Source organism: Paenibacillus sp. FSL H7-0918 (genome assembly GCF_038007025.1).
Classification (GTDB): domain Bacteria; phylum Bacillota; class Bacilli; order Paenibacillales; family Paenibacillaceae; genus Paenibacillus_AQ; species Paenibacillus_AQ odorifer.
On record NZ_JBBOWJ010000001.1, the window covers coordinates 286,560 to 309,752 of the forward strand.

General features: G+C 42.9%; 22 protein-coding genes and 1 other annotated feature. Of the genes, 4 read left to right on the forward strand and 18 right to left on the reverse strand.

Going from position 1 to position 23,193, the window contains the following annotated elements; translation table 11 throughout:
• Positions 1-135: 135 nt before the first annotated feature.
• On the forward strand, positions 136-1,005 hold the full coding sequence (locus tag MHI15_RS01370; protein WP_076179895.1) for a LysR family transcriptional regulator: 870 nt from the start codon (positions 136-138) through the stop codon (positions 1,003-1,005).
• Between the two features lie 9 nt (positions 1,006-1,014).
• Here the strand turns inward: MHI15_RS01370 and metG are convergent, their stop codons facing one another.
• Positions 1,015-2,661 carry a methionine--tRNA ligase gene (metG, locus tag MHI15_RS01375; protein WP_341164063.1) on the reverse strand — a complete coding sequence of 549 codons (1,647 nt, stop codon included), beginning with the start codon at positions 2,659-2,661 and terminating at the stop codon, positions 1,015-1,017.
• Positions 2,662-2,704: 43 nt separating this feature from the next.
• Positions 2,705-2,966, reverse strand: a binding site (T-box leader).
• A gap of 125 nt (positions 2,967-3,091) precedes the next feature.
• On the opposite strand from metG, the gene MHI15_RS01380 reads away from it, so the two are divergent.
• On the forward strand, positions 3,092-3,556 hold the full coding sequence (locus MHI15_RS01380) for a DUF4362 domain-containing protein (protein WP_076301612.1): 465 nt from the start codon (positions 3,092-3,094) through the stop codon (positions 3,554-3,556).
• A gap of 61 nt (positions 3,557-3,617) precedes the next feature.
• Here MHI15_RS01380 and htpG read toward each other — a convergent pair whose 3' ends face one another.
• Positions 3,618-5,498 (reverse strand): molecular chaperone HtpG, encoded by a 1,881-nt coding sequence (htpG, locus tag MHI15_RS01385; protein WP_076127889.1) that lies wholly within the window; start codon positions 5,496-5,498, stop codon positions 3,618-3,620.
• Positions 5,499-5,778: 280 nt separating this feature from the next.
• On the opposite strand from htpG, the gene MHI15_RS01390 reads away from it, so the two are divergent.
• On the forward strand, positions 5,779-6,201 hold the full coding sequence (locus MHI15_RS01390) for a VOC family protein (protein WP_076179899.1): 423 nt from the start codon (positions 5,779-5,781) through the stop codon (positions 6,199-6,201).
• On the opposite strand, the gene MHI15_RS01395 is transcribed toward MHI15_RS01390, so the two are convergent.
• Entirely contained in the window at positions 6,172-7,047 is an 876-nt protein-coding gene (locus MHI15_RS01395; protein ID WP_076127886.1) for a LysR family transcriptional regulator, read from the reverse strand. The two genes, MHI15_RS01390 and MHI15_RS01395, sit on opposite strands and share 30 nt — an antisense overlap.
• 121 nt (positions 7,048-7,168) lie before the next feature.
• On the opposite strand from MHI15_RS01395, the gene dapA reads away from it, so the two are divergent.
• Complete coding sequence (dapA, locus tag MHI15_RS01400) at positions 7,169-8,065, forward strand: 4-hydroxy-tetrahydrodipicolinate synthase (protein ID WP_076179900.1); 897 nt, start codon at positions 7,169-7,171, stop codon at positions 8,063-8,065.
• Positions 8,066-8,214: 149 nt separating this feature from the next.
• Here dapA and MHI15_RS01405 read toward each other — a convergent pair whose 3' ends face one another.
• From MHI15_RS01405 to MHI15_RS01475, 15 genes are all read right to left on the reverse strand, one after another.
• Positions 8,215-9,603: a DEAD/DEAH box helicase gene (locus MHI15_RS01405; RefSeq protein ID WP_081383205.1), complete on the reverse strand. Its 1,389-nt coding sequence runs from the start codon at positions 9,601-9,603 to the stop codon at positions 8,215-8,217.
• 842 nt (positions 9,604-10,445) lie between these two features.
• Complete coding sequence (gene pduL, locus MHI15_RS01410; RefSeq protein WP_036688383.1) at positions 10,446-11,018, reverse strand: phosphate propanoyltransferase; 573 nt, start codon at positions 11,016-11,018, stop codon at positions 10,446-10,448.
• A 138-nt stretch (positions 11,019-11,156) separates the two neighbouring features.
• A complete protein-coding gene (locus MHI15_RS01415) occupies positions 11,157-12,122 on the reverse strand; it encodes a dipeptidase (protein WP_076182593.1) in 966 nt (321 codons plus the stop codon).
• Positions 12,123-12,243: 121 nt separating this feature from the next.
• Positions 12,244-12,504: a stage V sporulation protein S gene (locus MHI15_RS01420; protein ID WP_019910496.1), complete on the reverse strand. Its 261-nt coding sequence runs from the start codon at positions 12,502-12,504 to the stop codon at positions 12,244-12,246.
• Positions 12,505-12,703: 199 nt separating this feature from the next.
• Complete coding sequence (locus tag MHI15_RS01425) at positions 12,704-13,498, reverse strand: TIGR00282 family metallophosphoesterase (protein WP_076276224.1); 795 nt, start codon at positions 13,496-13,498, stop codon at positions 12,704-12,706.
• 211 nt (positions 13,499-13,709) lie between these two features.
• Positions 13,710-15,254 carry a ribonuclease Y gene (gene rny, locus MHI15_RS01430; RefSeq protein ID WP_370510565.1) on the reverse strand — a complete coding sequence of 515 codons (1,545 nt, stop codon included), beginning with the start codon at positions 15,252-15,254 and terminating at the stop codon, positions 13,710-13,712.
• Between the two features lie 316 nt (positions 15,255-15,570).
• Positions 15,571-16,296 (reverse strand): regulatory protein RecX, encoded by a 726-nt coding sequence (locus MHI15_RS01435; protein WP_076127881.1) that lies wholly within the window; start codon positions 16,294-16,296, stop codon positions 15,571-15,573.
• Positions 16,297-16,406: 110 nt separating this feature from the next.
• Positions 16,407-17,471 carry a recombinase RecA gene (gene recA / locus MHI15_RS01440; RefSeq protein ID WP_076127879.1) on the reverse strand — a complete coding sequence of 355 codons (1,065 nt, stop codon included), beginning with the start codon at positions 17,469-17,471 and terminating at the stop codon, positions 16,407-16,409.
• Between the two features lie 300 nt (positions 17,472-17,771).
• Positions 17,772-19,058: a competence/damage-inducible protein A gene (locus MHI15_RS01445; RefSeq protein WP_036688393.1), complete on the reverse strand. Its 1,287-nt coding sequence runs from the start codon at positions 19,056-19,058 to the stop codon at positions 17,772-17,774.
• 108 nt (positions 19,059-19,166) lie between these two features.
• Positions 19,167-19,754, reverse strand: a complete 588-nt coding sequence (gene pgsA, locus MHI15_RS01450) for a CDP-diacylglycerol--glycerol-3-phosphate 3-phosphatidyltransferase (RefSeq protein WP_036688397.1) — start codon at positions 19,752-19,754, stop codon at positions 19,167-19,169.
• 155 nt (positions 19,755-19,909) lie between these two features.
• A complete protein-coding gene (locus MHI15_RS01455; protein WP_076127877.1) occupies positions 19,910-20,401 on the reverse strand; it encodes a YajQ family cyclic di-GMP-binding protein in 492 nt (163 codons plus the stop codon).
• Positions 20,402-20,611: 210 nt separating this feature from the next.
• Positions 20,612-20,773, reverse strand: coding sequence for a hypothetical protein (locus MHI15_RS01460; protein WP_169744781.1), 162 nt, complete (start codon positions 20,771-20,773; stop codon positions 20,612-20,614).
• A gap of 79 nt (positions 20,774-20,852) precedes the next feature.
• Complete coding sequence (locus tag MHI15_RS01465; RefSeq protein ID WP_076127875.1) at positions 20,853-21,779, reverse strand: helix-turn-helix domain-containing protein; 927 nt, start codon at positions 21,777-21,779, stop codon at positions 20,853-20,855.
• A 93-nt stretch (positions 21,780-21,872) separates the two neighbouring features.
• The gene (locus MHI15_RS01470) at positions 21,873-22,640 is read right to left on the reverse strand and encodes a DUF3388 domain-containing protein (RefSeq protein ID WP_036688406.1); all 768 of its coding nucleotides are present in this window, start codon (positions 22,638-22,640) and stop codon (positions 21,873-21,875) included.
• 177 nt (positions 22,641-22,817) lie between these two features.
• Entirely contained in the window at positions 22,818-23,081 is a 264-nt protein-coding gene (locus tag MHI15_RS01475; protein WP_036688409.1) for a DUF3243 domain-containing protein, read from the reverse strand.
• Positions 23,082-23,193: the final 112 nt, after the last annotated feature.

Below are 23,193 nucleotides of genomic sequence, written 5' to 3' on the forward strand. Positions count from 1 at the left end.
ACATAAGAAGTATTTAACCACTTGAAATATGTATAAGAACAGTTATGATTATGGCATATCTACTCACATATTAATAATATTGGATTCGTATCGCTCCCATACGATTAGCATATCTCAAGTTCGGAGGATTTTTATATGGATATTAGACAACTTAAATATTTTATGGCGATAGCTGAGGAAGGACAGATTACATCTGCAGCCAAAAAACTGCAAATGGCCCAGCCTCCGCTGAGCCAGCAGCTAAAGCTCCTAGAGGAAGAACTCGGTGTAAAGCTAGTGGAACGAGGTCCACGCAGCGTGCAGCTCACTGAAGCTGGAGCTATTTTGCGGGACCGTGCCCAACAAATTCTGGAGCTGGCAGATTCCACTGCCCGTGAGCTCACTGATTTTGTCAAAGGTTTAAAAGGAACCCTAGCCATTGGTACAGTTTCCTCCTCTGGAGCTACGTTGCTTCAAGATCGGCTATGTGAGTTCCACAAAACGTATAAAGGTGTGAAATTTGAGATTCATGAAGGAAATACCTTTAGAATCATTGACCTCCTGAATAAAGGTATTGTCGAAGTCGGAATTGTTAGGACACCCTTTAATGGTACAAATTTAGAATGTCTTTACACACAAGCTGAACCTATGATTGCCGTAATGACACCTGAGTATGACTGGAAAACGGATGAAACCTTTATTGAGATCGGTGAGCTAAAGGATAAGCCGCTTATTATCTACCGCCGTTTTGAGCAGCTTATCCGGGAAACATGTCTTGAGAACGGCTTTGATCCGCTGATTTTCTGTATGAATGATGATGCTAGAACAACATTGCTCTGGGCAAACGCTGGTCTTGGCATTGGAATCATCCCCAAATCCGCTTTCGAATTAACGAGTAACCGTAATTTGGTCTATAAAGAAATCAGTAGTGAATCACTACGCACGCGGGTCGCCGCCGTCTGGATTAAGGATAAATACTTATCATCATTGGCTTCCAAGTTTATTGAAAGCTTCAGGAATGGATAAATACCAGCTCTATTTATTCACTTGCTGTTGATCTAGCCTATCCTCTTCTTCTTTAATACGGCTAATATCAATTCGTTCAAACAATAATTGTAAATCAGTAACCTGTTGGTAAGGGGGCACCGAGCAAGGCTGCCAATTCGGTAGTTCTAACGACAGGAACCCCCTGATCTTGTCACAAGAGAACGGTAGAAACGGATGCAACAAATTCGCTAAGTTCGCAATAATCTGCACACATGTGTATATTGCAGAATCACAAGAAACCTGATCCTCTTTTATCCGTATCCATGGTTTTTGCAGATCGAAATACTGGTTTGCCTTGCGCACATAAGAAAAAATAAACTCCAGCGCATCTTTTAGATTCCCAGCCTCAATAAGCCGTCCTGATTCCAGATACAAGAGGTCAATATTGTCCTTCCACCCCTTATCTAATTGCCCATTTGGCACTTTCCCTTCATAAAACTTTTCTACAAAAGCCAATGAACGGTTCACTAAGTTACCAAATGCTCCAAGCAGCTCTCCATTATGGCTATAAATAAACTCTCTCCAGGAAAAATCCGTGTCCCGCTTCTCAGGTCCATTGGCAATTAAGAAATAACGAATAGAATCTGGCTGATACCGCTCTAAAATATCAGGTACCCAGACCGCCCAATTTCGGCTAGTGGAGAATTTCTGCCCTTCAAGGGTTAAATATTCGCTAGATATAATCCTGTCCGGTAAATGCAGACCTCCTGCTCCTAATAACACAGCCGGCCATATTAAAGTGTGAAATGGAATATTGTCTTTACCATGCACATAATAAGCGGTAATCGCCCCTTTTTCCTCTAACCAAAAATCCTCCCAGTTTCCTCCGGACTGTGCAGCCCACTGCTTACTGGCTGATAAATAACCACTTACCGCCTCAATCCAAACATAAATTTTTTTATCTTCAAATCCAGCCACAGGAACATCTACACCCCAAGACAAGTCTCTTGTTACCGCGCGGTCCTGCAGCTCTTCTTTTAAATAACGTTTAGTCAGTTTTATAGCGTTTTCTCTCCAAAATTGTGCTTCCTCTACATATTCCGTTAATTCAGACTGAAAATTAGATAAGCTAAGATAATAATGTTCTGTCGGCCTTTCTGTTGGTGTATTCCCACATAATTTGCAGACTCTGTCTAACAAATCGGCAGGATCTAGAATCGTAGAACAATAATCACATTGATCCCCTCGCGCCCGCTCACCACATACCGGACAAGTCCCTTCCACATATCTGTCTGGCAAAAAGCGCTGATCCACCTCGCAGTAACATTGCGCAATGGTTTTTTTATATAAATGACCATTCTCTAGCAGCTTTGTAAACAACGCTTGCACAACCTTATGATGCTGCTGTTGATCCGTTCGAGTATATAGATCATAACTAAATCCCAGCTGTTCAAAACACTTCAGAAACTCTTCATGATATCTGCTTGCAAAAGCTCCCGGCGTAATCCCTTCATTCGCAGCCTGAACTGCTACGGGTGTGCCATGGCAATCACTGCCTGATACATATAATACGTTATCCCCTTTGGAGCGAAAATATCGTGCCAGCACATCCCCAGGCAACACACTTGATAATCTCCCCAGATGTAAAGATCCATTCGCATACGGCCAAGCGCCACCTATAAACACATTACTCATTAACCTTCTCCTCCTTTTTTTAGACAACAAAAAACTCCCATCCACAAAGGGCGAGAGTTCTACTCACGTGTTACCACCTAATTTTATAAATGCCTCATGACATTTACCTCTTCAGGTACGACGTTAATTAACGTTTATACCCTAGCACTGTAACGGATGCAGGTTCCGGCGCAGCCTACAACCCATAAGGTTTCGATGCGCAGCTCTGAGACCATATTCCCAAGGGTTTTCTTTACTCCTTTTCAGCGACCGGAGCTCTCTGTTGAAAGAATTGCCGTGGTACTCTTTCTCTTCTTTGCTTTTACATATTCAAGTTAGAGAAAATAATACTCAATTTGTTGTTTATTGTCAATGTGAAACATCAAGCTCTCTGTAACTTTTCCAGTTAATCTCCGTCTTTTATATAAATACGTTACAAGGAGGTCCCTCAGTGAAAAAAGTAAATTTGCTTACACTCTCTGTTCTTTTACTAGCAGGAGTATGGGGTTGTTCCGATAATAAAGTTAATTCTGTTCCCAAAAGTGAACCCTATACTTCCAAAGAAGCCATCAGTAGAGGGGATATTGTTTCTTTTGAAAAAGTGTACAACCTCGATAAATTCGAGAAATTTATAACTAATCTCTCCAGCAAAAAAGCAGACAATATACGCGTTACAAGTTACACAGATGAAGGCGATCCCATATTTAAGGATTTAAAATTTGACGGTAACGTGATTAATTACAGCTATGATACTTCTAATGATGCATTTGGTGGAAGCAACACAGGAGTCAGAACCGATACCTGCTCCGAAGTGACGAGTAAAAAAAGCACACAAGGTGAAATTATCTATTCGATCAGCGGTTGCACAAATAATGACTCTGAAATTGATTACTACCTTTTTCGCACAACAAAATGAAATACTGAAATAAAAAAGACCACCCAATCATAATACAATTGGATGGTCTCTGTACTTCATATTATTTCATGATTTTGCAAATATCATTGGTGAACTGAACAGGATCACTAACCTGTAGACCTTCGATCAACAGGGCTTGGTTGTACAGCAGGTTCGTGTATAAACCGAGCTTTTCTTTGTCGTTCTCTGCTGCCGCCTTCAAGGACTGGAACACTTCGTGATGGATGTTGATTTCGAGTACCTTATCCGCTTGCACCTCTTGGCCATTCGGCATCGATTTCAGGATTTTTTCCATCTCGATTGTCAGTTCACCTTCAGCAGAGAGACATACCGGATGAGTCTTTAAACGTTTGGAAGCTTTGACATTTTTCACTTTGCCGGACAGGATGTCCTTCATCGCTTCAAAAAGCTCCTTGTTTTCGTTCTCTTCCGCTTCCGTTGGCTTGTCCGCTTCGTCGGCTTCGATCCCCAGATCTCCGCTGGATACGGATTTAAATTCTTTTTCCTTATAAGACTGAATCATCTTGATCGCAAATTCATCAATATCATCAGTGAAGTAGAGAATTTCATACCCTTTATCCGATACAAGCTCGGTTTGCGGGAGCTTCTCGATTCTGTCGATCGACTCTCCGGAAGCATAGTAGATATATTTCTGATCTTCTGGCATTCTTGAGACGTATTCGTCCAGCGTAACCAGCTTCTTCTCCTTAGAGGAGTAGAACATCAACAAATCTTGAAGGGTGTCTTTGTGCATCCCATAATCGTTATAGACACCAAACTTAAGCTGTCTGCCAAAAGCATTATAGAACTGCTCATATTTCTCTCTTTCATCCTTCAGCAGGCTTTGCAGTTGGCTTTTCACTTTATTCTTAATGTTCTTAGCGATCAGAGTCAGCTGACGGTCATGCTGGAGCATCTCTCTGGAAATGTTCAAGGAAAGATCCTCTGAGTCCACCATACCTTTTACAAAGCTGAAGTAATCAGGCAGCAGATCCGCACATTTGTTCATAATCAGCACACCATTGGAATAGAGCTCAAGACCTTTTTCATATTCCTTTGTGTAATAGTCAAACGGCGTATTTTCTGGAATGAACAGGATTGCATTGTACACTACAGCACCATCAGCACTGATATGAATATGTTTAAGCGGCTTATCGAAGCCGTAACGTTTCTCTGCATAGAAGTTATCATAGTCTTCTGTAGTCAGCTCGCTTTTGTTCTTGCGCCAGATAGGCACCATGCTGTTTACGGTTTGTTCTTGAATAACTTCTTCGAACTCGTTCTCCGTGCCTTCTTTTGGCTTTTGCTCCTTCACGTCCATTTTAATTGGGAAACGAATGAAGTCGGAGTATTTTTTAATGATGGATTTCAGGCGGTATTCTTCCAAATATTCATCATATTGATCTTCTTCCGTATTCTCTTTAATCTTCAAAATCACATCAGTGCCGACAGAATCCTTCTCGACAGTCTCGATGGTATAGCCGTCAGCTCCCTTAGACTCCCATTTAAAGGCCTCGTCACTGCCTAATGCCTTACTGATCACTATAACGTCATCAGCCACCATAAACGCAGCGTAGAAGCCCACCCCGAACTGCCCGATGATGTTGTGGCCATCTTTAGCTTCGTTCTCTTTCTTAAAAGCAAGAGATCCACTCTTCGCGATTGTACCTAAGTTATTCTCCAGCTCCTCTTGTGTCATCCCGATACCTGTATCGGAAATCGTCAAGGTTCTGTTCGCCTTATCGGCGGTCACTTTAATATAATAATCCTCTTTATTGAAGACCAGGCCTTCATCAGCTAATGCTTTGTAATAGATCTTATCAATCGCATCACTTGCATTGGAAATCAGCTCACGCAGGAATATTTCCCGTTGTGTATAAATGGAGTTAATCATCATTTCCAGCAATCTTTTCGATTCGGCTTTAAACTCTTTTTTGGCCATGAATAAATAAATCTCCTTTCAAAATAACCTTCTTATCCAGCACATCGTGATTAGCACTCTTCTTAGATGAGTGCTAATTCTTCTTTTTATATAACATAAACTCATTTTCAATGTCAATATTTACAGCGACTTTCATTAAATAAAGCTGTATTTTGCATACAAATTTAGGATTTGATCGATAAATAACATTCAACTTGCACATAGGATGATTCTATGTTTTAAATAGATTAGATACATAAATTACAAATAAAGGTCTAGCATCTTCTCTGGAGGGATTCAAATGCATGAACAAGCACAGTCCATTGTAAATTCTTCAGCAACAAGTCCCATTAAGAATTTGATTGGCAGTGTATTTATCCCCGTACACGATATTGAAAAAGCCCGTAACTGGTATTGCCAAGTCCTAGGACTCCAAGAAGCAGATCATTCGATTATAAACGGTCATTTATGTCCGTTAACTATGCAAGGAAGCACTGGGATCATTCTGGACACCATGCCCATGTGGGGAGGTTTAGAGCCTGAAGGGGCTCCTCCAATTACAACACCTGCTCTTATGCTTATAACCGATGATCTGCAAGCCTCTTTCAACTATATAAAGGAGCTCGGTGTAAATATAGTAACCGAAATTCAAGATCAAAAATGGTTTGTAGTAAAAGACCCTGATGGGAATAAACTAATGATTTGCAAACAGCATTTGGATTAAAAATTGCAGTGGTTGTGATTTCCACTTCTTAGGGTGCATCAGAAGCTGCAGATCAAAATGAATTTCGGGATGAACAAAGGACAGCTCAGCCAAGCTTCCCCGTTCAATTTCTTCCTCTGCCACGATTTTGGGTAACAAAGCAATTCCAAGACCATTCATTACACAACGTTTAATGGCCTCCAGATTCGAAAGCTCAAAACCTATGCGGAATATGATCCCGTGCTCTTTTAACAAATTCTCGAACAAACTCCGGTAAATACAGCTTTCCTCCGAGACTATTAGCTCACAGTTATTCAGATCCTGTAGGGTTACCGTATCCATCTGGGCAAGCGGATGATGAATGGGAGCTATCAAAACAAGCGGCTCATCTCTGACGATCGTACGCTCAAGGATGGAATCCGCAGTGGTGCGATCCAACATTAAGCCTAGATCTACTTCGCCATCTTTTATTTTGGCAAGAAGATTAGCTTCCTGCATCGTTTGCAGATGAATATCCAGCTTCGGAAATTTAGTCCTTAGCTGCTGCAGGTAAGGAGGTAAATAAAAGGCCGCTAAAGAATCTATCGTCCCAATAGTTAACGTACCTCCGATTTGCTGGGCGATGGTTTCTTTTGAACGATCATATAAATCCAAAATCTCCACGAACAGCTTCAATAACTCTTCTCCTGGCGGGGTAAGCCGCAGCTGACGGCCATGCCTCTCTATTAAAGGTACTCCATATTCCTTCTCTATCTTCTGTATCTGCATCGTCACACTTGATTGTGCATATCCCAATTCTTCAGCAGCTCGCGTAAAGCTCTGACGTTTAGCCACCTCGCGGAAGGTTCGTAAATAGGTTAAATCCATTACCTCACCCTAACATCAATATTTTTGATGATCCATATCATTTATTATAGCTAACGACGATGCTACTTTCCATGGTAAAGTGTATGTAGAGGAATTAAAATATTTTGGAGGCCGATAATTTATGCTTACAGAACAACAGATTTATGGAGTTTATGTTCCCGTGGTCACCCCGTTCAATGCTGCTGGTGAAGTTGATTTGGATTCGTATCAGCGTTATGTAAAGAACATTATTAACAACAGCATACAAGGTCTGGTCGTTAATGGAACCACCGGAGAATCGCCCACTGTAACCGTAAATGAAATGCAGCTTCTAGTAAACACTTCCCGTGAGCTTCTACAATCCACATCAATCCCCTTAGTAGTTGGTACAGGTACCAATGATACAGCCTCTACGGTTGCACGCACGGAAATTGCTGCAAACCTTGGTGCTGATTGTGCACTAGTAGTCGTACCTTATTATAGTCGTCCTTCACAAGAGGGTATCATTGCCCATTTCCGCAAAGCTGCAGAAGTAGGCATACCAATCATGGCTTATGATATTCCAAGTCGTACAGGTACGGCCATGACGGTAGATACTGCACGTACAATCCTAGAAATGAATAATGTTGTCGGTTTAAAAGACTGCTCAGGCAGTACAAAAATGGTTACAGAGTTAGTCCGTACAGGTGCTAAACCTGTGCTTGGCGGCGATGATTCCCTCTTTTATGAAATGCTTAGCTGCGGAGCAGCTGGGGGTATGCTTGCTACTGCCAACGTTTTCCCGGCAGAATGCCTTCGTATCTTTGAAGCCTTTACATCTGGTCAAGTGGACTTTGCTAAAGAAAGCTTTGAACAACTACTGCCGATCATCCGCCTATTGTTCAAGGAATCGAATCCCGCTCCAATTAAATGGATGCTTAGCCAAAACGGCCTACTGTCCTCGGATACGCTTCGCCTCCCTATGACTTCCATCAGCGCAGGACTTCAGCAAGAACTGAGCCCCTATGTTCAGGACAATACAATTGAAGCAACCGCATAAATGAAATAACAACAGCCGTTGTACAGTGAGGAACTGTTTAGCGGCTGTTTTTTGTTGTAAATTATCAGGACATAAAACATAAAAAACCATCAGATTTACTCTGACGGTTTTTTTATTTTGCTATAGAAACGATACGCATTCAAACTAACTTATCTGCTGCTCGTTTTTTGTCTTCCTTTTGTGAACCACTCGGACTTTGGCTTCAATGGAGGGTTAGACTTAGGTTTTGCTTTAGCTGGTTTAGATGCCGCTGATTTTGTTGCTGCCGGTTTTGTTGCCGCAGGTTTAGCAGTTGCTGGTTTGGAATTCGACGGTCTGGAAGACGATGGTCTCGAAGCTGCTGCTTTCGAACCTGACGGTTTCGCCGAACGATCTGTCTTCATTTGCGTTTTACGAGACATCGGATAAGGATGGTCCTTAACTTCCGGAATCGATTTTCCAATCAATTTTTCAATATCTTTAAGGAAAGGAAGCTCTTCAGCTTCGCAAAAAGAAATTGCCGTTCCGCTCAATCCCGCTCTGCCTGTACGACCGATCCGGTGCACATAGGTTTCCGGAATGTTCGGTAAGTTGAAGTTGATTACGTGAGACAGCTCATCAATATCAATTCCCCGGGCAGCTATATCCGTAGCTACGAGAACACGAGTCGCACCGCTTTTAAAATTCCGCAAGGCGTTTTGGCGATCATTTTGAGATTTATTGCCGTGTATGGCTTGAGCAGCAATGTTCACTTTAGCCAGATCGCGGGTAACACGGTCTGCACCACGTTTGGTACGAGTAAACACCAAAGCTGAGACGATGGATTTATCCTGTAACAGCAGGTTCAATTGGTTTTGCTTATTTCCGTTCTCTAATAAATAGATCGATTGATTGATTCTATCCGCAGTAGATGACACGGGTGTGATTTCTACCTTCACTGGATTCACAAGCAATGTTTTGATCAATTTAGAAATCTCAGTTGGCATCGTTGCCGAGAAAAACAGAGTCTGCTTCTTCGTAGGCATTTTGGCGATGATTCGTTTCACATCATGAATAAAGCCCATATCCAGCATCCGGTCAGCTTCATCCAGAACTAAAATTTGTACATATTGCAGATCTACACGTTTCTGATTGATCAGGTCGATAAGTCTACCAGGGGTAGCAATAAGAATATCGGCACCTTGATTCAGTGCGCGCTCTTGCACTTTCTGTGACACACCGCCAACAATGGCAGCTGAGCGGATATCTGTATATTGGCTATACGCTTTTATGTTATCAGCAATTTGAATCGCTAGTTCTCTTGTCGGTGTTAAAATCAACGAGCGAATGCGTCGCACATTATTGGATTTGTTTGGGCTCGATTGTTCGCTTAGCAATTGAATAATAGGCACGGAAAATGCAGCTGTTTTTCCTGTTCCCGTTTGCGCGCATCCAAGTAAATCTCTACCCGCTAATACAGCTGGAATCGACTGCTCCTGTATTGGTGTAGGTGATGTATAGTTTTCTTTGCTTAAAGCCTTCAAAATTGCAGGCACAATATTCAGTTCATTAAATGTCATTGGGTCTCCTTAATTTCTAATACATATATTCTTAACAATAAATCCTTTTGTCACGTCATAAACCATAATCATAACACAATAAGTTACATAATAATAGATTTTCTTTATCATCACACCAATTTTCATTAAAAATCCATTTCAGGATACTATCCGTTCTGCTCTTACAGAAATATTTTTACTAAAAAAAATACTCCTTCTCAATTTATCCTGCGGCGTATCTTTTGTTGAGCCTGTTGATCCTGTTGAGCCTGCTGAGTCTGCTGAGTCTGCTGATTCTGCTGAGACTGTTGAGCCTGTTGAGCCTGGAGACTGCTGAGCCATCGGACTCAGACGCCCTTATTTTGAAAATTCGTGGATTTTGGACATGCTATCGGACTCAGATGCAGTTATTCACACCTTCGAAGCCCAATTCAGTACAAATATAAGGCAATAAGAGCTATGCAGTCCGAAACCTTGGCAAAATAGATCAAAATGCTGAAATAGCTGCAATACAGTCCGATAAGTACAAGCCGTCGGCTAAGCCACACAATCCTTACAGCACGCAGATCAGCCACGTATTCCTTATAGCACACAGATCAGCCACACAATCCTTACAGCACGCCGATCAGACACACAATCCTTACAGCACGCCGATCAGACACACAATTCTTACAGCACGTGGATCAACCACGCAATCCTTACAGCACGTAGATCAGCCACACAATCCTTACAGCACGCCGATCAGACACACAATCTTTACAGCGCGCCGATCAGCCACGCATTCCTTACAGCACGCCGATCAGACACGCAAAAAAAGCGGAGGATTTCTCCCCCGCTTCTTATCTTTGCTATAACTATGATGACTATTCTACGATTTCAGCAGTATCGCCGTTGTTGGCACCTGCAGCGTTAGCTTCGTCAGTGTCAATATGCATATCCAGTTTAAAGCTGTCTGATACGCGTGCAATTACGTTCTCCAATACGAGACCACGGTCGCCTCCGAGGCGAACTTTAAGCAATTGCTTATCAGCAATGCCCCAAGCTTCAGCTTCAGAAGTATGGAAATGAATGTGACGAGCGGCAATGATAACGCCTTGTTCCAATTCTACTTCGCCAGCAGGTCCTTTAAGCGTAATGCCAGGTGTTCCATCAATATTTCCAGATTCGCGAACTGGAGCTTTCACGCCAAGTGCGAAGGAGTCAGTACGGGAAATTTCTAATTGGGAAGCCGGACGAGCAGGTCCCAAAATTCTTACTTTGTCAAATTTACCTTTGCTGCCGATAACTGCTACTTGCTCATTTGCTGCAAACTGTCCTGGTTGAGAGAGGGGTTTGAACTCCGTTAGTTGATATCCTGGGCCAAACAAAGCCTCCACATGCTCTTGCGTAAGGTGAATATGTCTAGCCGACACACCTACGGGTACAGTCTTACTCATAGTAAAGTCACTCCTTGTATTTTCTCTAGTATCTGTACAAGCCATTAACCATTATACATCTTCTTAACCAAAAATAAAAAGCCCCACATCATAACGAGGGCCTTTTTTTCGACAATTCATACTTTTAGAGCAGGATTGTCATGATTTAGACACCTGAGAAGGTAAGTTTGTGCGCAGGTAGGAGACCGCATTCTCATATAACCAACCTTTTACGGAAGCTTCTGGATAGTAACGAAGCAGGTGCTCCGCGAGCTCAGGGTATTTTCCCGGATGTTCCATGTTCTCTACCCAAGTGTCAATGCCGTCAAAATCCGAACCAAACATCATATGTTTCTCGCCACCTAGACTACATACATGATCAATATGCTTTAATAAATCATCCATACGAGCTTTTCCATCATCACACACAAACCACGGATAAAAGGTCAGGCCCATTCTTCCGTCCATTGCAATCAAAGCTTTAATTTGTTCATCATTTAAATTTCTAACATGCCCACAGATTGCTGCGGCGTTCGAATGGGAAGCTATAAACGGACGTGTGCTTAAGTCGGCTAGCTCCCAAAAACCTGCCTGAGACAAATGCGACACATCAAGCAGCATTCCGCTGTCGTTGCACCATTCGATCAGCATTCGCCCTTTTTCCGTAAATCCGCCGTTGCGCTGCTCCAGAACACCGTCCGCTGCCCAATTGGCATAATTCCAAGTGATTCCCAAAAACCGCACGCCAAGCTCAAAGCAGAGCTGTGCATAAAACAAGTTCCCTTCTAGACCGTCTACACCCTCCAGAGAGAGCATTCCCCATGGGGATGCTCCAGCTGTTCGTTTTCCTACCTCCTCCTTCCAACGCAGCCACTGAAGGCTCTCTGCGCCTATTATTTTTTGCCGGAACAAATCAATTTGTCCTAAAACATTCTCAAAGCTAGGTCTTCCTCTACTTGCCGAAAGGTATATTGCAAAAATCTGCAATTCCACACCGCCCGCTACCAGCCGCTCTCCGGTAACATCCAGCCGAGGATCATTCTTAAAATCCATATCTGGTGATGCTTGCATTTTACTCAGCACATCACAATGAAAATCCGCAACCTGTAGCTTATCGGTTCTCATCCCAAGCCCTCGCTTTCATGCAGCCCTATTCCAGATTCTATGCTTAAAAACGCCAGACTATATACGAAAAGCAAAAAACCTGTTTACATAAGTAAACAGGTTCATCCGTTCTATGCTTCTATTATCTGGGTTCTACAATCAATTTAATCGCGGTTCGATCCTCTCCATCAATCACAATGTCTGTAAATGCCGGAATGCAGATCAAATCTACTCCGCTTGGTGCAACAAATCCCCGGGCAATGGCAACTGCTTTGACTGCTTGATTCAGTGCTCCAGCTCCAATAGCTTGTAATTCGGCCGATCCACGTTCACGAAGAACACCTGCTAAAGCGCCGGCGACGGAATTTGGATTGGATTTAGCTGATACTTTTAATACATCCATAGTAAGTACCTCCCCTGGGAAAATAATGGTGTTCTTCCACTACTTTAGATGTTATTCGCGAGAGAAGAAATAATTCCTTCTTTTTGCGGACTACTCTGGAGAAAATGGTACAATAGATACTCTTTTTCGATATAATAAATATCACTCTTTACCCTTATTCGGCGAAATTACCCGGAAAATCACTTATCTTATCCTACTACTAGCTCATTACCCATTCATCTTCACGTAGCCGTATTTTCTCCAGACGGGTAGCCGCGCCAGTACTCTCGTCTAACTCTGCAAATAAACCATGAAGCTGCCACTTGCCTTCATCAACAACAAATCGTGCTGGAAGCTGTGTAGTGAACTTATAAAGTACTGCATCTCTTTCCATACCCAGAATCCCTTCGCTTGAACCAACCATGCCCGCATCGGTCAAGTAAGCCGTTCCACCCGGCAAAATCACATCATCATTCGTCTGAACGTGAGTATGGGTCCCTACTACAATTGATGCGCGACCATCCATGAAATAGCCCATGGCGATTTTCTCAGAGGTAACCTCTGCATGGAAATCAACGAGAATGCATTTATGATCTCTACGTAGCTCTTCCACAATTTCTTCACCCACACGGAAAGGACAATCAATCGCAGGCAAAAATGTACGGCCTTGCAGGTTAACTATAGCTAGCTCTTTGCCGTTACCTTTAACAACTGTATATCCTCTTCCCGGTGTTCCTGGAGGAAAATTAGCAGGACGGATAATCCGGGCCTCATCGTCGATAAACTCGAAGATGTCCTTGTTGTCCCATGTGTGATTACCCATGGTGATTCCGTGAACGCCCCAGTTAAAAAATTCATTTGCGATCGCTTTAGTAATACCTCTACCGGCAGCAGAATTCTCACCGTTAACTATGATTATATGTGGTTGATATTTGCTTTTTAATGAGGGCAACATCTCCCGAAGTGCCTTCCTACCTACACTACCTACGATATCTCCAATGAATAGTACTTTAATGTTTCTCTCCTCCTAATCTTAACCTCTGCATCTAACGGATAAGTCTTCATATTTAAAAGAAAAAAGGCCCCGCTTAGGGGCCAATTTTCATCAAATATAAGAAAGTATAAGTTATATCTTATCCTTTAACCTTATATTCCTAGCAGAAACATGTACAAGGAAACGATCATAAATATCGTTATTTCCGAAGCGTATGTTATCTACTTATTGCCTATTTAGCGTATTCAACAGCCCGTGTCTCACGAATAACGGTAACCTTGATATGTCCTGGATAATCCAGTTCACTTTCAATCATCTTCGTAATATCGCGAGCAAGACGGAATGCCTCTGCATCGTCAATCTTCTCTGGCTGTACCATCACGCGCACCTCACGGCCCGCTTGAATAGCAAATGATTTCTCTACGCCTTCGAATGACTCTGAGATTTCTTCCAGTTTCTCTAGACGTTTAATATACGTTTCCAGTGTTTCACGGCGAGCACCAGGTCTAGCAGCCGACAATGCGTCAGCGGCACCAACCAACATAGCAATAACCGAGGTAGCTTCGCAGTCTCCATGATGAGATGCGATACTGTTGATAACAACCGGATGTTCTTTATATTTCTTCGCTAGTTCAACGCCGATCTCAACATGCGAACCTTCCACTTCATGATCCAGCGCTTTGCCGATATCATGGAGTAATCCTGCACGTTTTGCAAGCACGATGTCTTCCCCAAGCTCACCGGCCATCAGTCCTGTTAAATAAGCAACCTCCATGGAGTGCTTCAATACATTTTGACCATAGCTTGTACGGAATTTCAGACGCCCCAGAATCTTGATCAAATCTGGATGCAAACCGTGAACGCCCACTTCGAAAGTAGCTTGTTCACCATATTCCCGAATCCGTTCGTCCACTTCTTTGCGGGATTTCTCCACCATCTCTTCAATACGAGCGGGGTGAATACGTCCATCAGCCACCAATTTCTCAAGTGCCGTACGGGCCACTTCACGGCGGATTGGATCAAATCCTGACAAAATAACTGCTTCCGGCGTATCATCAATAATGAGGTCGATACCTGTAAGAGTTTCCAAAGCACGAATATTACGGCCTTCACGACCGATAATCCGACCTTTCATCTCTTCATTCGGCAACGTAACAACTGAAACCGTTGTTTCCGCTACGTGATCAGCTGCACAGCGTTGGATAGCGAGTGTGATGATTTCACGGGATTTCTTATCCGCTTCTTCTTTCGCCTGCTGTTCAATTTCTTTGATCATTTGTGCCGTTTCATGGCGAACTTCTTGCTCAACATTGCTAAGAATGATACTTCTTGCATCTTCGATGCTTAAATTGGAGATACGTTCCAATTCAGTGACTTGGTTTTTGTAAATAACATCAATTTGCTGTTGGGTTTCATCAATTCGTTTCTCTTTGTTAGCTACTTGTTCTTCTTTTCTTTCAAGCGATTCCATTTTTTTATCCAGAGATTCTTCCTTTTGCAGCAAACGTCTCTCTTGCCGTTGGATTTCATTCCGACGTTCACGAGTTTCTTTCTCAGCTTCAGTACGGATTCTATGGACTTCGTCCTTAGCTTCCAATACTGTTTCTTTCTTCAGCGCCTCAGCGTCCTTCTTCGCATTCTCAACGATGACAACGGCTTCTCTTTCTGCGCTTTGGATTTTAGCTTCTGCAAGGGATTTACGAATAAAATAACCGAACCCAAAGAATATTGCAGCTACAACGAGAACGATAATGACCCAGATCCATGATTCCAGCATCTGTTCACCTCCTCGTTGGTTCCTCTCCAAGGTATATCCCTGGGAATTGTGCAGTTGTTTAACTATCCGTTCATCACCATACAAAAAACCGGTAAACAACCGATTGCCATACTGCACATGCTGCACATGCACACTGCCCGCCTTATCCGGCGATTACATTTCATATGAGTTGTACGTGAACCGTTTAAAACAGTCTCCTTTTTGGGAAGGAAAAAGGATTCTAATTTTATGCCGATTCATGTTATATTTTATTATTTATAAAAAGACATTGTCAAGAGAGTCGATATACGCATTAATGTCAAGAGAATCAGTGATTCTAGTAAAACTCCTCATCTTCACCTTCATAATTGTCTTCCGCAAGTAAAGTATTGATCACTTGGCGAACCATATCGCCCGAAAATCCACGGCGCATAAGGAAGGCTCCAGTCTTTCTTCGCTTATCTGAAGCTTCTCCACGGATGAGATTCCATTTCTTGCGCCCAGTTTCGAGTGCGCTCTCCAGCTCTTGTTCAGGAGTAATATTCTCCAAAGCTTCCGATATAAGGGTTTTGTCAATCCCTTTCTCACGTAGCTCTTGTCGAATCCACATCTTCCCTTTCCGCTGGTTCGCTATTCGTTGCTCTGCCCATTGCTTAGCATATAAAGGGTCATCAAGAAGTCTTTCCTCCTGCAGCCGCTGCACCACTTCCGCAATAATAGTCTCTCCTATTTCCTTCTGGCGTAAACGGCGAGTCATTTCCATAGCGGTGCGTGGTTTACGTTCTAGATAACGGAGGCCTTCTACATAAGCTCGTTGACGCTCATCAGCTACAACAATTTCAACCAAATCAGCCTTCATAAAAGAATTACCAGTAATCATTCGATATTTAATCATGACGTCCTCGTGCACAGTCATGTTATATGCTCCGAAATGTATGATATAACGGTGGTCAGATTTCTTTTGACGTTCTACTTTAGTGATCTCTAAGAGTTCTCCTTCAGGAAAATCCGATAACACCTGCTCATCTTGTTCTTCTGCTTCAAAATCCAGTTGTATTACCATAGTTGTTTGTCACCTCGTAGCAATAGATCGGTTATCGTCTTACTTTCATTACTTGTTAAGAAAAGACACCCTGCAACAATCAATCACAGGGCGTCCTATTGCTTAATATACTATTCGATTTCGAGAAGCAATTTCTCTTCTTCTTCTTGCTCTGCAATAATATCTTCATTCTTCGGCGCAGCAACAATAGTGGATAAATTACTTGCTTCACGGATCTTATTCTCAATAATAAGGGCAATATCCTGATGTTCCTTCAAAAACTGTTTAGCATTCTCACGGCCTTGACCGAGACGCTCGCCTTCGTAGGAATACCATGCACCACTCTTATTCACGATATCCATTTCAGTACCGATATCTACAAGACTTCCCTCTTTAGAAATCCCTTCACCGTACATGATATCAACATCAGCCTGTTTAAATGGAGGAGCTACTTTATTCTTCACAATCTTGATCTTAGTACGGTTACCAACCACATCGTTCCCCATCTTGATGCTCTCTACGCGACGTACATCTAAACGTACAGAAGAGTAGAATTTCAATGCACGACCACCCGGAGTTGTCTCAGGGTTACCGAACATAACACCGATCTTCTCACGAAGCTGGTTGATAAAGATAGCGATCGTATTGGATTTGCTAATGGCACCAGAAAGCTTACGAAGCGCTTGAGACATCAAGCGAGCCTGCAATCCGACGTGGGAATCACCCATATCGCCTTCAATTTCAGCCTTAGGTACCAAAGCAGCAACGGAGTCAACGACAATAATATCAACGGCTCCACTACGAACAAGTGCTTCGGCGATTTCCAGCGCTTGTTCACCCGTGTCTGGCTGAGAAAGCAGCAATTCATCGATATTTACGCCCAAGTTACGTGCATATTTCGGATCAAGCGCATGCTCGGCATCGATAAATGCAGCTTGTCCGCCTTGTCTTTGCACTTCTGCAATAGCATGAAGAGCAACTGTTGTTTTACCTGAAGATTCCGGTCCATATACTTCAATAATACGTCCCTTTGGAAGTCCGCCTATACCTAACGCAATATCAAGTGCCAAAGATCCGCTAGGTACAACTTCCACTTGCATATGCGTGGATTCTCCCAGTTTCATTACCGAACCTTTACCAAATTGTTTTTCTATTTGACGAAGCGCCATATCAAGCGCTGCACGACGATCTGACAATCAGACCACTTCCTTCACTGTTTATAGTAATATAATAACGTGTTTTTAAGGTCTTGCCAAGCTTTTTTTCGAACATACATTCGTTTTTTTTGTCTTGGGCGTTATTTATCCCTTTTATTGTAAGCCTCCCTCCGGAGATAGAAGTTAATTAAATTCCCCACTTCACCGGACATCAACGACTTATGATCATGAGTAGCCATCGTGATCAAAATCTCTGCAAATATACAAAAAACCGCAGCAAAGAAATCTCAGTGCCACGGTTCTTCCGTATGTGTTTATTATAACTGGGCTAATCTCCCATTACAAGTCTGAACCCTCAAGAGGTGTCTCCACCTTGCGTTCCTCAAGTCTCCGCCACAGACGATACAGCAGAGCCTTTACAGTACGCAACCGGATATTTTCCCGTGTACCTTTAAGATTAAGCTCATAGACCTCTGTCTTACGTCCCCGTTCAGCCAAGCCGATAAATACAAGTCCAACAGGCTTGCGTTCAGAATAACCCGGTCCGGCTACACCTGTAACAGATAAGCCGAAATCACTGTCTGCAATCATTCTCACTTGGTCAGCCAACACCTCGGCAACTTCTCGACTTACGGCTCCAGGAGCATTGGGTCCCTCCAAATAAGCACTTGGCACATTCAGTAGCTTTTTCTTTAGGTCATTCGAATAGCAGACGATTCCGCCGGCAAACATCGATGCACTGCCTGGAATATTTGTTATGCTCTCCATCAGCAAACCTCCGGTGCAGCTCTCTGCCGCACTTAAGGTCAGGCCGGCATCCGCCATCCAATCCACAATCAATTGCTCCAGCGGCACATCAATGTTCGCATACAAATGTTCCGGCAAAATCTCCTTGATTTGTTGTTCCAGTATCTCCAGCTTTTTTGTAGCTTCATGCTCAGAAGGGGCCTTTGTCGAAATACGAACAGTTACCTCTCCCTCTTTGGCATACGGAGCAATCGTTGGATCAGTCTGACTGCGAATCAGTTCGATGAGCTTGTCCTCCAGCAGTGATTCTCCGATGCCGGCAAATTTGAGCATTTTTGAATAAAGCGGTGTTTCGTTCGTCAAGGCGTGCTGCTGTAGCCACGGTACTGCTTTATCTACGAACATCGGTTTCATCTCACGAGGTGGACCTGGAAGCACAATATAATATTTCTTCTCATGCTCAAAAGCAATCCCAACCGCAAGACCGATTTCATTCGGCAACGGTGTAGTTCCTTCAATTATAAGTGCCTGTTTGCGGTTATTTTCGGTCATAACGATCTTACGATCATCAAAGAAGCGTTGTACATGATCCATCGCCAAACGATCAATATGGAGCGTTCTACCTAGCGATGCAGCCAGTGCGTCTTTAGTCAGATCATCCTCAGTGGGGCCAATTCCGCCCGTAAAGATAATAACGTCGGCCCGACTCTGAGCGATCTCGATGGCTTGCTGCAGGCGGCTGCTGTTATCACCGACAACGGTTTGAAAGTATACATCGATCCCGATGGCAGCTAGCTCTATAGACAAAAACTGGGCATTACTATTCACGATTTGACCGAGCAAAAGCTCTGTCCCTACTGCAATAATCTCCGCTTTCATACCTGGCTTTCGCCTCCTCGTTATAATGTAGGTACACTGCTTTTGGATTTCAAAAAAGGTAATAGGTGCTTCACCTATTACCTTTCCTTGTATATCCAGCTTACATGCTTACGCATTATGCAGCTGTAGCAGATCCTTATTCTTCACAAAATAATCAATTCCAGAATAAATAGTGATCAGCGCTGCGGCCCAAATAGCAATATCGTCTACAGGAATACTGACAAATTGAAATGGGAAATTATTCAACAACAGCAGTGAGATCGCAACAATTTGTACAACCGTCTTTATCTTGCCCCATTTGCTGGCGGCAACCACTTTTCCCTCTAGCAATGCAATCTGGCGAAGTCCGGTGACTGCAAACTCACGACTGATGATTACAATAGCAATCCATGAATCGCATCTGCCCAGCTCCACAAGTGAAATCAGAACTGCAGATACCAGCAGTTTGTCCGCAAGTGGATCAAGGAGTTTACCGAGATTGGTGACCATATTATATTTCCTAGCAATGTAGCCGTCTATTCCATCCGTGCTGGCCGCAAGCAAAAAGATTACAGCTGCTACCAAATGATTAACAGATAGCTGAAACGAGCCCCAATGTATCGGTTCTGGATAAAAACTGAAATCCACCAGTAAAAAAAACATCATAATCGGGATCAGGCAAATACGAGCTAGCGTGATGCGGTTGGGCAAATTCACTGAAGTTTTCCTCCCCTAAATCGTTCATACAAATTGCCTAAATCAGGCTAATCCATTTCTACTTAAGCAAGTATATTATAGCAATAAATAGGTGTCAAAAAAACAGAAAGCACCCCGCGTTGTTAGTGCTAATAAGCACTGCGGGGCACAAAATTCTATTTCATGTTCATGAATTGTAGATCCAGCGGCAAATCAGCTTTACGCAAGATCTGAATAATCTGCTGCAAATCGTCGCGGCTCTTACCGGTCACACGAATTTGATCCCCTTGGATTTGGCTCTTCACCTTTAATTTTGAATCACGGATCAGAATATTAATTTTTTTCGCATTCTCCTGATCAATGCCTTGCTTAAGCCCTAAACGTTGACGTACAGATCCCAGGGAAGCCGGTTCTACTTTACCGAAATCCAGATTTTTTAGGGTAATGCCTCTTTTCACCATCTTTGATTGTAAAATATCAATAACAGCGTTGAGCTTATATTCGTCTTCAGAGGCGATTATAAGTGCGTCTTTCTCCAGCTTCAGACTGCTTTTGCTGTTCTTAAAATCAAAGCGGTTGTCGATCTCTTTCTCTGTTTGGTGAATAGCATTCGTTAACTCCTGCATATCCATTTTGGATACAATATCAAATGAACATTCTGAACTCATTAAACTCCACGTCCTTTATACAATTAGTCTGCTACTATTATAAGAGAATGGTACTATTAAGTCTAATTTTGGATAAATCATTATGTAGCTCACCCGACATAGAAAACAGCCCCACTAAGTGGAGCTTTTCCTTCGAGTGAGTTTGGTTCAAAGGGTAGAAACACGTCTCCACCGGAAGTACGCCGTTGGAGACGTTCATTTCTACAGCTTCTATCTGCTTCGGACCGGATTACGAAACATATCCAGAATTCCTAGCACAATATGTGCAATACCGAATCCGAGAATTCCGTATCCCCAAGCACCTGGTGTCAAATAGTATCCGATGAGACTGACAACAACCCCAAGGCCAGCTACAATCCAGCTAACTGTCATAAGATGTACACCTCACTTTGGCTAAAACTGAAAACAGTCTTATGTTCTCCCTAAAGCCAAAGTCTATACATCCTATTTGTTATTCGCCTGTCCCGTCACTTTGGGTACCTTCACTTCCAGAACCGTCGTCAAGATTAAGCAGGAGACGTGAGGACGTCTTCTCATCCGTGATTACTTGACCATTTACGGTAATTTCAGTTGCTGGGGAATACCCAGACTTAATATACATGCCCTCACTACCAAGAACGAAGCTCATAGTTTCTCCTGCTGCAGTATTTCCGAAGGAGAGTTTTTCACCTTTAGAGTTTTCGCCTTTGTAAACTTCAAGCCAGCTTACTCCGGATGCAACAATCTCAACCTTAACTTCGCTTCCGGCAGGAGCTGTAACCTTAAATTTCGTTGTTTTGCCTGACTTCCCATCTGGTGTAACTGTGATCGATTGAGGAGACGGCGTTGGTGTCGGTGTTGGCGTAGGCTCCGTAGTTGGCTCAGTAGTTGCTTCTGCCGAGGAAGTAGGCGCTACTACACCGCCTCCTGATGCGGGTGGAGATGTTTGTGCTGTATTAGGATCCTGCACATTATTGGTGATATTTGTTTGATCAACTTGATCCGGGTCTGCTTTGTTTAAACTAGAAGCATAAATGTAAATCACCACAATAATCAATATAGGGAATGTCCACATCAGCACCGTTGGCAGCCATTTTGCATTCCGTTCGGTTTCGGGTCTACGGCTGCGCTTTTGAATCACCGTCTCCATGGTCGTGTCTGCGGGTGGTGCAGGTACGTTCCCATGCTCCTCGAGCAGTTCGTCAGGACTCATGCCTACTGCTTCTGCATACGTTTTGATAAACGCCCTCACATAAAAACTTCCTGGAAGCACCTTGTAGTCTCCAGACTCGATGGCTTCCAAATACTTTTTGCGAATTTTTGTTACTTCCTGGACATCGTCAAGACTCATCCCTTTTTGCAGACGTGCCTCTTTCAATTGCCGGCCCAGTTCCGACATACCATCACCTCCTGTAAGTTCTATGAATGTAAACTTCCTTAACCAGCTTTATAAAAAAACATGCTCGGAAGTGTATTCTTCATCGTTTGTGTTCTATAAATCATCACTGTAGCTCGTCGTAAATGACTCGTACAAGATTTCTTCCGTTGGATTATTCCGCAGCTCAATAATAATATCAAAGTCATCATAACTATACTCAGATTCGCGTACGAAAATATCTGGATGCTCAATAACCTTTGTGCTTGGCATGCTCATAACATTTTGCAATAAATTATAATGTTTCTCATTAGAGCGGATCGTACTAACTATACCATCAATTATAAATACATTATGTGGGTTCATCTCATCTTCAGCCAATTGACTGCGCACCGTCTGCCGCAATAATGTGGAGGAGACAAATGTCCAGCGTTTCATAGCACAGACACTGCCAGCTATAATGGATTCCGTCTTTCCTACACGGGGCATACCACGAAGTCCTATAACCTGATTCCCATCTTTTTTAAACAGTTCACCGAGAAAATCAACCAATAGACCTAGCTCATCGCGGGTGAAACGAAACGTCTTCCGATCATCCGAATCCCGTTCAATATATCGCCCATGGCGCACAGCCAGCTTGTCCACGAGCCTTGGAGACCGCAGAGCTGAAACTGTAATATTATCAACTTTTTTGAGCATTTCGCCCATCAGCATAATTTTCTCATCATCATTGGTCTCCAGCAACATTCCGCGAGTTTTTCCTTCAACTCCATTAATCGTCAGAATGTTAACTTCCAGCATCCCTAACATTGAAGCGATATCACCAAGCAGACCGGGTCTGTTCTTGTGAATCTTGTATTCCATATACCACTGTTTATATTCCACTTGTACACCTCATAGATTCCTTTTCCCTACCCTTTGCCAATACAGCAAAAAAAGCTGCCCCGGCAAAGCGGTCTTTTACACGGGTCATGTTAATGATATATAAAATAAAAATGAAAGGCAAGGTCAGTCCTGTAATAATTGCAGAAAAGCTCCCACAGGGGGAGCTTTTCCGCAAGCTTAGGCGTTGTCTTTCGCCAACTTGACCATGAGTTTAGCAATCGTTTGCTTTTCTTCATCGTTGCCGACATCCCATAGCTCTTTGATCGCACGGTTTTGAGTGTTTGCTGGATCCACTTTTTCATCAAGGAATTCCCCGATTTCAAAAGCCAGCTTTGAGATTGTATCTTGACTCATCCCAAGTTTCTCAGCCTGTACAACCCGTTTACCTAGGAATTTCTTCCAGGTGTCAAAATTTTTGATTACGCTATCGTCTTGTGTCATCTTAAATCCTCCTTCATGTTTACGGTCAAACACCTGCATACAGGCTGTAAGCCGCCTTACGAGAGATTAAAAAACAACACTTATAATATGTCTCAGACGATAGATTCTTATG